A 12,495-nucleotide genomic window follows, 5' to 3' on the forward strand; every position below is an offset into this window, starting at 1 on the left:
ATCGCTCCGGCTAAATGCGCTACCGCCGTATCCACAGCAATCACCAAATCCAGATTAGCGATAACCCCGGCCGTTTCAGCAAAATCCGTCAACTCTCCCGCCGCATCGAACAGCCGCGCAGGTTCAGGTGCTTCTTGGAAATGCTTTTGTTCCTCGCCAACCTGCAGATTCACCCATAATATGCCTTGAACCGTAAACATCCTTCGAAACTCTTCAAATGAGATTGACCGGTTTTCATCGTTTGTATGCTCCGGATTTCCAGCCCAGACCACGCCGACTTTAAGACACCCCTCGGCAGTAGGCTCTAATTTTTCACGCCAAGTTTCTTTTTTTTCTTGGGCCGCCCAAAGATACGGGACTTCCGCCTCTAAAGAGGTGAGTTTCGCAGGCAGGCTAAAAATGGAGCAAGCGAAATCAAACTGCGCTGCGTCCAGCTCGCGACTGCTGGTGCAAACCCGATACGGCGGTTCCATCTCCTTAAGCAGTCTTGCCAAGGGCTCTTGAATCCAAACAGTAACTTCTTTCGCCATACCCACAATTTGCGGGACATAACGAAGACAATGCAGCATATCCCCAAAGCCTTGCTCGTAAAAAAGAAGGATGCTGCGTCCTATTAAGCTTTCTCCCTGCCAAATAGGGATGTCAATGCGAAATTCTTCTTTCCAATCCAAACGGGCGTCATATAGTTTCCACCCTTTTTCTCGCTCTCCCAATAACAAATACAAGGTTCCTAAAGAAAACTGCGCCCTTAGCAAATCCGGCTGCCATTCTAGCGCTTTCAAATACGCTTGTTCCGCTTCCTCATATTTTTCTAGTAGTTTTAAACAATTCCCCATATTGTATAGGGCTTCCGGATACTCCGGCTGCAGCTCAATAGCTTTACGATAACATTCCTCCGCCTCTTCCAAGTGGTCCTTGCGGCGCAAAACAACACCCATGTAATTATAAGCTTCTGCCGCATCTGGTTTTAAAGCGATTACCTGTCCAAAACAGTTCTGAGCATTATCCCATTCATCTAAGGCAATTAAGAGTTCTCCCAAATGCTGATACAATTCTGCACGACCTGGGTCCGTTTTTATGGCCTTACAAAAATAAATGGCCGCTTCACGCAATTTGCCGCTTCGCGCCAAATTCAAACCAGCTTCCACGATTTCACACTGTTCCATGAAAACTCGATCCTCTCTTTTAGCATACAAAACGCCTGGTGAATAATTATTTTCACCAGGCGTTTTATCCTTGAATATTCCATCGCATCGAGATAGGTAATGGATCTTGATAATGGTTTATAACAGCTTGCCCTTTGCGTAGTTGCTGCAATTTCAAAGCTTCCATACGCTTAGCGCATTCCACTTCTTTTATCAATGCGCCGTGCAGTTGCTCCACTTCTCGTTGCTTAAGAAAAACAGTCTGACGCAGAGTATTCCAACCATCTTCCCTCATCATTTCCGCTTCTTTTCTTTGGTCGCTATATTTCTGCCAGCGCAATAACAATTGATCTCGCTCCATGCTTAATCGCTGCAGGCCTGCCCAAAGTCTTTTTTCTAACTTTCTCGTTTGTTTGCGGCTATTCTCCGCCAAATCTTCAAGCAATTCTAATTCACCCTCTAAAAAGCGACCGATTTCTGCTTCCGTCAATACGTTACGCCTCCTTAGGAGCTGCTATTACTAAAAGAAGACATTTGCGCACTTAATGTGTTTAAATACGTCTCCATGTTAGTATATTCCGCATAATAACGCTCTTGCACTTGGCTCAACCGTTTTTCTTCATTCGTAATTCGTTCTTTCAGGTCGGTCATAGCATCACTCAACGTATTATCGCTGGCACTGCCATCATTAGCTAAGCCCGCCTTTTCCACTAGCAGCCCTTTAGTGCCATTCGTATCACGCGTTGTCCCAATGTAATTTTGGAATATATCGTAGAATCGCATGCCATAGCCTTCTTCATTATAGCGCGTCGTTTGCTCCGTACCGCTAAGAAGGCGCGCTGAAGAAGTACTACCATAGGAAGAAGATTTTTGTGTAAAAAGAGTCATCACTCCATCTGGATCACTCTGAATAACCGAGCGTAACGTAGATTCATTAATCGTCAATTTCCCATAATCTTCATAGCTGCTGCTAGTAATTCCAAGGGCATCCAACGTCAATGTAGTCCCCGGTACTTTAACCAGAAACGCTTCCCTAAGCTCGGTCAGAAAAGAGTCTAAAAGGCTGTCTCTTTCCAGAAGACCTACTTTCGCTTTCTTTTCCCAAGCTGTAATTTCCGTATCCGACATAGAGCTCTTTTGTTCCGCCGTCAAGGGAGTATAGTCGCGATCATAATCTTCCTGTAGTTTTCCTTTTACTGTAGTAATTAGAGAATTGTACGCATCCACAAACTTTACAATAGCCGAAACCGTCGACTCCGTGTTCTGTTTCACCCCAACGGAGACTTCGCTCGAAGTCACTTTGTTCAACGTATACGTAACGCCATCTACGGCAACCGTATTGCTGCTGCGTGTCAGCTCTTTCCCGTCCAGCTTGAGTTTTGCATCTTGCGCCGCAACGCTGCAATTTAATAAGGAACTAATAAAATTCCCTTCCGTGTCAGTCGCAGTTAACGTAGTCCCGGCTCCAGTAGTATTGGATACAAGGGCCAAACGATCATTCACCGTATCGTAGGACATCGTCACTTTTGCATCGCTCTTGTTAATGCTATTCATCACAGAAGTCAGAGTATCAGACGCATCAAAGGTGAAGTTCACTCCATTAATGGAAAACGCGATCTCATCGCTATCGGTTCCTCCAAATTGCAGAGAAGGATTTATTTTAGCCACCAATTCACTCAACGTTTCACTAGTTGTCAAACGATTAGAAAGAACCCCGCTACTAGTAAAGCCTAGTGTACTTTGCTCCGCTACAGCTATCGCTTGTACGCCGCTGTCCGCAGCAATTACCGTCAAATAGCCCGAGGTATTGGTTGATACTTTTAATTTTCCAGCTCCTACAGCGGTATCTACCGCGCTCTGCAGCATACTCAAATTAGTAACACCGCTTAAATTGACAGTCCGTTCCGCTCCATCGACGGTAAGCTTCCACGTATCGGTGGAAGCAAAGCTATACGAGGGAGTGGCACTTCCTTGAATATTTTTTGTTACATTGGCCGTAACAGCCGTTCCGTCAAATCCCAAGGAGGATTGAGCACCTGGCGTAAAAGACAAGATAGAATTGTCTGCCGCGGTCATGACCAGCTTCCCTGCAGAATCAGCTTGAACGGCTAATTTCCCATATCCCACGGCAACACTTCCACTGTTTGTAGCCTTATCAATAGCCTCTTGCAATGAAGCCAAGTTGGTCACGCTCGCTAAATCCACGCTATACGATATACCGTCAACGCTAATGCTCCATGTGTCTCCTGCAGAAAAGCCGTACGAGGCTGCAGAAGTTGCCTTAGCAGCTCCACTGCTTTTCAAGGTTTGCGCCGTTGCCAGCTGGCTCACGGAAAGTGTATGGTTCCCCGCTTTGGCATTCGACGTTGCCGAGGCGCTGATCAAATTATCGTCGCTGCTTGTAGCCTCATACTGCAAAAAAGTACTTTGCTTTATAATGCTAGTCGACGCCATAGAGTCCAAGTACGTCGTGGAAAAGGTCTGCAGCGAAGTGGAAACATTCCGGTAAGCTTCCTGTTTCCATTCCAGCAGCTCCTCTTGCTGATCCAGTTTGTTAAGCTTTACCCGCTCCGCGCTCATCAAACCCTTAACAACGGAGTCTACATCAACCCCCGATGACAAGCCGGTTATGCGAGAAGTGCCATTAACTGTCGAAGTTGTAATCGTACCTGAACTTGTTGTCGCCACGCCAAAGCCCCCTAACGCAAGTAGTCTACAAGCGATGCCTTCGTTACTTTCGCCGTCACCGCCAAAGCGCCTTCATACACCGATTGCGCCGTGCTGACTTCCATGGACGACTGAGCTACGTCAATATCTTCATTATTGCTGAGCAGCTTCGTATAAGTAAGCTGATTGCTGCCCAAACGAGAGTCCGTAGATTCTACATAGTTCATGCGCGCCCCTAGTTCAGACTGCGCTTTGGTAACGCGATTCAAATCCGTTTCCAAATCTCCCAAGCAGGAACTGATCAAAGCCGCACTCGTCGTAGCTGGCGACGGAAGCGTTTTCACTTCCCACGCTAACGTTGTGGTATTGTAAGAAGCTACTTTATAGGAAGATTCGCCATTTAGTCCGATTAAAAGCTTGTCGATCGTGTCAAAGATATTCGAACCTGCTTCCGTATACCCCCCATGATCCTTATCGCCTGACCAGCCGACCACATTTTGTCCTTCAAGATTAACCTTAACTTCGCTCCCTTGGCTAACATGATAGCTGATATCCTGGGCAGTAACGCCTGATTTATACGAAGAAGCAAAGCCTAAGTCGCTTTGCGAACCAATTACATAGGAAGTAACAGCGCCTCCCGGTGTTAACGTCAGATATCCTGCGTTTGTCCCTACGGTAAATGTCCCTGCCCCCGCCGCCGTATCAATGGCATTTTGCAAGGTCGTTGGATTCGTTACCGCGCTTAGGTCCACCGAATATTCGGTGCCATTAGCAGTCAAGGTCCAAGTTCCCTTCTGATTATATACCGGCGCAGACTTAGCTACCTTATCATCGCAAAAATTCAGAATGTCTGCATTGGGTATCGAAGCTGATACAGGCCCGCCAACACTAAGGGCCTGCCCTTTATAGAGGACTTTATCCACCTTAGCACCGCTGCTCAACGTCTCGGTCACCAATTTATACGGCGGCTCATCTGTGTTGTAGCCCGCAAAAATATAGCGTCCTGCATAAGAAGAATTCATCGTATCGACAAGGCCTTTTTTGATTTGCTTCACTTCATCCGCAATCGCTGCCCGACTCGAGGTCGAATTGGTATCGTTAGCTCCTGACGTAATCAACTCTTTCAACCGCGTCATGGAATCTACCAATTTCTGCGTGGCGTCATCCGATACTTCCATCCAGGAAGTCGCATCTGACGTGTTCTTTTGGTACTGCTCCACATCAGCCACATAGTCCCGATACTTAATAGCCCGTGTCGCAATGACAGGATCATCCGAGGGAACTTGAATTTTCGACTGCGTAGAATGACGCACTTCCGCCGCATTCAAACGCAGCAAATTATTATTCAAATTACGAATGCTGCTGTCAAACATCATATTATTGGTAATACGCATAGTTCCGCTCCTTTCCAGCGCAAATACTTAATCGCCGTTTAACAAATCCAGCGTAGTCTTGTACACATCATCCCAAGTGGTCAATACCTGCGCTGAAGCTTCATACGCCTGCTGATACATATTCAAGTTAGAAGCTTCCTCATTGGTCGATACGCCGGAAACCGAAGCACGCCGCGCAGCAATGGCGGTTACGCCTGACTGCTGATTATCCGCCATGCGCTTAGCATAGGCGCTGTTCGTCCCTAGGGTTGTAACAATGGCATTCAGCGCATCTTGCGGCGTTCCTTTGCCACTGCCCATGCAATCGGAAGACTGCAGCAAATCCGCCAGCGCTTTGGCATTGTTATTATCGCTTTTCCCGGAAGTCGTCGTCGGATTAGCTGATGCCGCGGCAATTTTAGCAGTATCATCTTTCACATCTTTAGAAAGGCATATAGTGGCGGCTGTTATCTTCGTGTAATCAGAAGCATACGTCGTCTGAAAATCATTTGAGCTCACATTCCCATTAGTGCCCGTAAAGGTGAAAAAGTCCGTCTTCGGCGTTCCATCACTGCCATATCCAGCTTCATGCTGTGTATTGAAACTCTTCGCAAAAGTTTGCGCAAACACATCCAATTGTTTCTGATAGTAAGGAATCCCTTGATAGTTGTTCCCAGTTCCGTCTCCATCGCGCAACTCTAGCTGCGACCCCAGAGCCCCGCCGTTTGGCACAAAAGCATCGCCTGATTTTTCCCACTTAAGATCAAATACGCCCGCCCCAGGCACGCATTCCAACGTGTTGTACTTAGTGCCGCTAACCAGTGTCTGATTTCCTATGCTGATCGTCCACAGTGGATTGCTCTCATCGCCGTTTTGCGCGGTTTTATTCACAGTCACACCAGTCACGCCAGACAGCTTATCAAGCAACAGATCTCGTTGATCTTGCAATTCATTAGCAGCAGCGCCGCCCGCTTTGGCTTGGGCAATGGCCCCGTTCAAGGAAGCCAACTGCTCCGCATAGGAATTGATTTGATTGACACTGTTCTTAACGTCTTGGTTAACGCCTTCCCTCTGGGCAACCAAATTAGCCGCCGCATCATGGAGGTACTGGCAAAAGGATTCGCCATACGCTTTGACCGTAGTTCGTACCGACGGATCATCTGAACCCTTCGTTAAATTTTCCAATGCATCATGGAAATTCGTCATTACTGTTGTAAAGCCATTATTAGAAGGCTCGCCAAAAATCGATTCAATTTGCGACATCGTATCCGACTTGGTTTGCCAAGTCGTCTGTGTCGAATTTTGCGACCAATAGCTCTGATCCAAACGCCAATTTCGCTCCCGCTCAATCGCCGTCACTTCCGAGCCGCCGCCAATAATGCCGCTGCCGTTATAGGTGGCCGCCGCCCCGGCAGCCACCTGGGTAATCACCTGCCGTGAATACCCTGTCGTTTTTACATTAGCCACGTTATTACTGGTGCTCTGCAATCCAATTTTGCTGTTGCGCAAACCGCTGTTGGCAATGCTGAACCCGTAAAAAGTCGATGCCATAGTTACCTCCCTATCTGCCGCCCAAATCAGAAATCAAACCGGCAACCAACGTATCCACTACGTTCATCACCCGCGAGCTAGCGCTATAAGCATGCTGATACGCAAGCATCGTAGACATTTCCTCATCTTGCGATACCGAGCTCACATCCTTACGCTGACCGTCAATCTGCGTAAGCAGGCCGCTTTGCGTATTAGCTTCCGCCATTGCCGTATCTCCCGCCGTTCCCAGCCAAGAGATAACAGCCGAATAAAACGTGCCTAAGGTCATCGCAATCCCGTCGCATTGAAAATATTGACCATCATTGAGTATCGCGCCAATTTGTTTCGACAAGTCATTGTTACCGGCAGTGCCATCGCTGTTGGCTTTGATGGTCGTATAATCATCTGTAATCGACTTATTCACTTTTATATTGCCCAACTTCATATCTAACCCTGAAACAGGTCGAAAAAAATCTAGATTAGGATCATACGAAGGATCAGCAGGATCCATATTGTAAATCTTATTGACTTCTTTCGCAATAATGACCGCCAGGTCGTTTAAACCGTTGGTCAGCGTCGTCAATGCACTACTGCTTGCAGTTGTAGACCAAGTTGTTAGTGTTGGATCAACACCGGTCGGGTCAGCTTCCTCCATATAGGCCTTCATAGAACCGCCTGTCAAGGATACGTCCATGCCCAAGTCTTTCCATTGCACCTTTAAAAGGTTGCCCTGAATACCAATTCCAGTTACTTTCATTTCCCTAGCGCTGTTGCCGCTGACCAGGCTGACGCCATTCACATATACATTGACTGTGCCATTGTTTTGTTCTGAAGTAGTTACATTAACCATCGCGCTGACCTTGTCAATCATAAGATCTCTAGCGTCCCGCAAATCGCTGGCTTCTACATTGTGTGTTTCCGCTTCCATAATATACTGATTGAGCTCGGCGATCTTGCTCGCCAGCGTATTAACATCCTTAACGCTATCACGAACATTGTCAACCATACTTTCCCGAAAAGTCTGCAATGTAGTAGAAATTTCATTAAACGTACCCAACAAGGAGTTGGCCGTTTCTAACACCGAGCTTTTAGCGCTAGGACTGGACGGATCCTTAGAGAGTTCCGTCCAGCTTTTGAAGAAATCGGTAATGGTTTGCTGCAGCCCTGTATCGGTTTCGCCTTTAGGCGCATTGAATTCATTAACAACTTCCTGCAAATTTTCCAGCAAGGCGCTTTTCCCTTGGCTGTAACCGGTCTGCGTATTCTGCTGCCGATATTGCAGATCCAAAAACTGGTTGCGAACGCGCAGTATAGACTGCACGCTAGAGCCAATGCCTGTATTAGAACCATCTCCGCTGACATAGAGATCTTGGCCTACAACGCGTTTGCGTGTATAGCCTTCGGTATTGGTGTTGCTAAGATTACTGCTTGTGACGCCCAGCGAACGCTGGGCTGTCGACATGCCGGAATAGGAGATGCTATAGCCACTCCAGATTGTACTCATCAGCCTGCTCCTTTCCGTTCATTAACGGGACATATTAATCAAGGTTTCCAGCAGCGTATCGGACGTAGTAATAATCTTGCTGTTCGCCTGATAGGCGCGCTGAGTGATCATCATCTCACTAAACTCGGACGCCAAATCCACGTTGGACATTTCCAGAGAACTCGTTGCCAAGCTAGTACCGCTTTCCCCTACCGCTACTGTATTAACACCACCAGAATTCACAGTCGTCTCATACAAGTTGTCACCAATTTTTTTCAATCCTGTCGGATTATTAAATACAGCAAGCCCTAGCATACCAACAGCCTGGCTCAAACCATTACTATAGCTCCCCATAATAACTCCGTCAGCGCCAACACTATAATCTTGAAGATTCCCTCCCGTATAGCCATTAATACTATTTACTGCAACATTGCAAGTTCCTGTACTGCTAGCAAATTGCCCGATCCCGGACAAATCAAGAGCCGTCACAATGGCTTCAGACCCATTAGTTGTAGCTACCAAAATTTCGCCAGTTGAGCCGCTGACCATCGCACCATTAGAGTCAAACAGCAACGTTCCTTGCCCCCCGACGCCAATGGTTTTATCAGTTGAAGAAGCGGTCCATGTCCAAAGATTGTTCATAGTTGTGGATTTCGAAAAGGTTACCTTGACCTCATGCGCCGCCCCTTCGGAATCATACATCGTAAGGGTAGTCGAGCCGGTGGTCGCCGCAATATCTAAATTTCCTGACAAGGTAGCTTGCGTCGTAGCCGATCCCTCCATGGTCCGCTTGTTCAAAACGGTCGTTGTTACACCACCCACATGACCGCTGGCAATTAAATTGGCCGCATTATCACTGGCCGCCACAGTGCAGGTAAGCCCTGAAAAATAGAGACTCACATCTTGCGTAGCTCCGCCTACAGTGTTACCCACTGCACCGCTTTCAACCTCTCCGGTAACCGCATTGAAAACAACCGTACCTATATTAGCAGGAGTTGCATCATCCGTCCAAGTCCAGGTACTCTTAGCGCTTGCAGCCGTAGAATCCGCCGTGATCGCCGTCGCACTGCCGCCGCCAGTCATAGAAGAAAAATCAACGTCTACGGTATTCCCATTGATGGTCATTTGCGCCGGTGAAGGAGCAGTTGCAAACGTTCCCGTTCCGGCATTATAAGTTAGCGTAATATCAGGATCCGCTGAGCCTACATGAGAACATGTCCAAACAAGCGGATTCGCTCCATCCTGCACAAATTTCAGTTTGACTTCCGTATTCGTCCCAGACCCATTGGGGATAGAGATCGTACTTTCAATATCAGGCGCCCCGATAGCTGATGTGTATAAAGAGCCTTTGAGAGGTAACTTCGCCGCAGCACCTGCTGCATGTGTCAAAGTAACAGTTCGCTGGGTAGGATTCCCTTCGGCATCATAAACAGTAATCTGTTTCGTAATCGTTGCCGCAGCAGCAGAAGACGCATCTAAGGTGCCCGCAAAAATCGCGCCACTTGTAGCCACGGTTTCAACAGTCTCCTTTTCTATGGCATCCCCAAAAATATTAAGCGCTCCTACGCCTTGCGTAGTATCATATTCAATAGTTCCATCGGCATTACGGGTGTAGTTGGTCCACCCACACACATTTAAGCCGTTAACAACAAGATTCCCCCTTGTATCAACGCCAAAATTCCCAGCACGGGTATACTGCGTTGCCACGGCATCACTGCCTTGCTTGACCACAAAAAAGCCATTTCCAGTGAGCGCTACATCGCTATCGCTGCCTGTGGCTTGCGTGCTGCCCGCCTTCATATTGCTTGTAATTGCCGCCACACTAACGCCTGTACCGATCTGAGCTGCATTACGTCCACCTTGAGTTGCGCCGGGCGCTTGAGCGGAACTAACGGTTTGGCTCAACATATCGCTAAAAGCTACTGACTGCCCTTTATAGCCTAAGGTATTGATATTAGAAATATTGTTACCGATTACATTCAGCTTGGTTTGTTGGGATTTTATTCCGGCTACACCGGAGTACATGGACATCATCATAATTTATTCCTCCTGCTCTTATATAAAATCGCTATTTCATCAATCACTCTGAAATAGCAGCAGCTTCTCTTGCGAGTCCGGCTGCCTCTTTTGTTCAGCCCGTAGTTGTATTGGTAGTCGTAGTTGTCGGCGTTTCCACCTTCGTAATCGAAGAAATCTTGACTTTATTGCCGTCCACCATTACATATACGTCATTACCACTGCTTACAACTGACTTAGCAATACCTGTACCGCTTACCGGGTTGCCGGACGAATCCGTTGCCGTATAGGAAACCTCCATACCAATCAGCGAATAAGCCTGGAATTTACTCATGCTCCCGTTCAGCGCCGACATCTGCTGCAAGCTATTAAACTGCGCCAGCTGCGCCACATACTCGGTATTGCTGACCGGTTCCGTCGGGTCCTGGTTTTGCAGTTCCGAGGCCAGGATTTTCAAAAAGGAGTCTACCGTGCTCAGGCTGTCCGTACCGCCTGCCGTGGAACCAGTATCAACTGTTGTCGGGTTTTTCCAATAACTCGAAGTTGTCCCAGTTACGCTTGTACTCATCTTTCTTCCTCCTATTTTCTACGCGCATCCCTGCGCATTTTTCTTCCGCTGTCCATGCTCATTTGTATTATCGAGCAGAACCGAAAAAAACTAAAGCCAAGTAAGCTATGTTCCCTATCAATACGCTAAAAACCTGCTTTCTCTTAAAACGAATAAAGCAAGTCGTGAAGAAAAAGGACTACTGTCTCAAACAAGTAGTCCTTTCCGACAGCCCCAGGTATTTACCAAATACTTCTGCACCATTTATTCCCCCACGTTTTCCTTAAGCAAGGCCGGCAGACATATCAAGAACTCGCTGCCTTCGCCCACCCGGCTGCTTACGCTCACCTGGCCGCTATGGTTTTCCACAATGCTTTTAACAATCGCCAAACCCAAACCGCCCTTGCCGCGGGAACGCGATGGATCCCCCTGGTAAAAACGGTGGAAAACAAACGGCAGGTTCTCCGCTGAAATCCCTTCGCCTGTGTCTGCAACCGTTAAGGTAATCTTGGTATCCTGACGGTTTATAGCAAGCTCAATACGCCCGCCTTCCGGGGTATGCCGCAGGGCATTGTTCAGCAGATTTTCCGCTACCTGGCGCATTCTGGTTTCATCGCCGTCCAACCAAATGTCTTCTTTACAACATAGGCGCAGCTCCACTTTTTTTCCTCGCGCCAGCGGACGAAAGGCGGCCACCAGCCCCGCAATTGTTTCTGATAATAAAAAAGGCCTGCAGTTCAGCACTTTTTGTTTCGCATCGCTGCGCGCCAAAAAAAGCAGTCCATCCACCAAATCGCTCATGTAGTGAATTTCCTCTTCCATATTTTCCAACCAACGCTGCCGCCCGTGCCGTTGCGAATCAGGTTCGTCTCGCAGCAGACTCAAGTTTGTCAGAATTACAGTCAGCGGCGTCCGCAGCTCATGAGAGGCGTCCGCCAAAAAATCACGTTGCTGCTCCCAAGCTTGGCGTACCGGTTCTACGGCCTGCCGTCCCCAATATATATTTCCAAGCAACGATAAGGCCATACAGGCAAGCCCCGCGCCCAGTAAGGCCAGCATCAAATTTCGCAGTATTTCGTTATCATGTTCAAAGTTCTGCACCATCAAAATATAGTCAGAGCGATCTTCCAGGTTTTTGCGAAAAAAGAAGTATTCCGTACCTTTCCATTCCACAAAACCTTGCCCTGTTTTTTGCGCCACCGCCAGCGTGGTTATTTCCTCAACATTTGGTATGGCTCTCGCCCAAGGATCCATGGGGGGTCCTACCAAGCCGCCCTTTGCATCTACCAAACCCAAATACACTTCCATCGGCCTCGGAGGCGGAGGCGGCTGCTCGCCGCCATGCATCTGCGGCGGCAAGCGACCACGTTCTGCATCCTCAACCATGCGTTCCGAAAAAAAAGCAGCTTTTTCCGTAAAGTGCGTTCGCAAAAACCAATAGCTCCCTAACGCCAGCACTGAAAATACACAAGCAATAACCATTAAATTGATAAAAACAAACTGCGCATGAAGCCTACGAAACATGCCCTTCTCCATTCTGCCAATAGTAGCCTACGCCGCGCACCGTGCGAATGCGACAAGTGTTCAGCTTTTTTCGTAAATAATGGACGGTTGATTGTAAAATGAAGTTGAACATTTAAGAAAAAAGTCCATGGTGACTTTTCCTCGTATGGTAGAATGGAGTTCTCACACAACCATCACCAACGAGGAGGCAATCACTATGGACTGCCATGA

Annotated in this window: 9 protein-coding genes; all 9 read right to left on the minus strand. The window is 47.7% G+C overall.

Translation table 11 applies throughout. The features are described 5' to 3' along the window. Positions 1 to 1,166 (minus strand): tetratricopeptide repeat protein (locus tag PHF27_RS10350; RefSeq protein WP_300069488.1); only part of this gene is annotated, 1,166 nt, incomplete at its 3' end. A gap of 64 nt (positions 1,167 to 1,230) precedes the next feature. Then, entirely contained in the window at positions 1,231 to 1,635 is a 405-nt protein-coding gene (locus tag PHF27_RS10355; RefSeq protein ID WP_300069491.1) for a hypothetical protein, read from the minus strand. Positions 1,636 to 1,649: 14 nt separating this feature from the next. Further along, positions 1,650 to 3,833 (minus strand): flagellar filament capping protein FliD, encoded by a 2,184-nt coding sequence (fliD, locus tag PHF27_RS10360; protein ID WP_300069494.1) that lies wholly within the window; start codon positions 3,831 to 3,833, stop codon positions 1,650 to 1,652. Positions 3,834 to 3,844: 11 nt separating this feature from the next. Beyond that, complete coding sequence (gene flgL, locus PHF27_RS10365; RefSeq protein WP_300069497.1) at positions 3,845 to 5,206, minus strand: flagellar hook-associated protein FlgL; 1,362 nt, start codon at positions 5,204 to 5,206, stop codon at positions 3,845 to 3,847. A gap of 27 nt (positions 5,207 to 5,233) precedes the next feature. Next, positions 5,234 to 6,736 carry a flagellar hook-associated protein FlgK gene (flgK, locus tag PHF27_RS10370; RefSeq protein WP_300069500.1) on the minus strand — a complete coding sequence of 501 codons (1,503 nt, stop codon included), beginning with the start codon at positions 6,734 to 6,736 and terminating at the stop codon, positions 5,234 to 5,236. A gap of 10 nt (positions 6,737 to 6,746) precedes the next feature. Continuing rightward, positions 6,747 to 8,219, minus strand: a complete 1,473-nt coding sequence (gene flgK, locus PHF27_RS10375; protein ID WP_300069503.1) for a flagellar hook-associated protein FlgK — start codon at positions 8,217 to 8,219, stop codon at positions 6,747 to 6,749. Positions 8,220 to 8,240: 21 nt separating this feature from the next. Next, the gene (locus tag PHF27_RS10380) at positions 8,241 to 10,235 is read right to left on the minus strand and encodes a flagellar hook-basal body complex protein (RefSeq protein ID WP_300069506.1); all 1,995 of its coding nucleotides are present in this window, start codon (positions 10,233 to 10,235) and stop codon (positions 8,241 to 8,243) included. Between the two features lie 94 nt (positions 10,236 to 10,329). Then, a complete protein-coding gene (locus PHF27_RS10385) occupies positions 10,330 to 10,782 on the minus strand; it encodes a flagellar hook capping FlgD N-terminal domain-containing protein (protein WP_300069509.1) in 453 nt (150 codons plus the stop codon). 243 nt (positions 10,783 to 11,025) lie between these two features. Beyond that, positions 11,026 to 12,285, minus strand: coding sequence for an ATP-binding protein (locus tag PHF27_RS10390; protein ID WP_300069512.1), 1,260 nt, complete (start codon positions 12,283 to 12,285; stop codon positions 11,026 to 11,028). Positions 12,286 to 12,495: the final 210 nt, after the last annotated feature.

This window comes from Anaeromusa sp. (assembly GCF_028691475.1).
In the GTDB taxonomy this organism is placed as follows: domain Bacteria; phylum Bacillota; class Negativicutes; order Anaeromusales; family Anaeromusaceae; genus Anaeromusa.

What these genes read in the sequence shown, in the direction of transcription:
- flgL (WP_300069497.1), bottom strand. Translation starts at nt 5,206, where the DNA reads ATGCGTATTACCAATAATATGATGTTTGACAGCAGCATTCGTAATTTG.
- flgK (WP_300069500.1), bottom strand. Translation starts at nt 6,736, where the DNA reads ATGGCATCGACTTTTTACGGGTTCAGCATTGCCAACAGCGGTTTGCGC.
- flgK (WP_300069503.1), bottom strand. Translation starts at nt 8,219, where the DNA reads ATGAGTACAATCTGGAGTGGCTATAGCATCTCCTATTCCGGCATGTCG.
- PHF27_RS10380 (WP_300069506.1), bottom strand. Translation starts at nt 10,235, where the DNA reads ATGATGATGTCCATGTACTCCGGTGTAGCCGGAATAAAATCCCAACAA.
- PHF27_RS10385 (WP_300069509.1), bottom strand. Translation starts at nt 10,782, where the DNA reads ATGAGTACAAGCGTAACTGGGACAACTTCGAGTTATTGGAAAAACCCG.
- PHF27_RS10390 (WP_300069512.1), bottom strand. Translation starts at nt 12,285, where the DNA reads ATGTTTCGTAGGCTTCATGCGCAGTTTGTTTTTATCAATTTAATGGTT.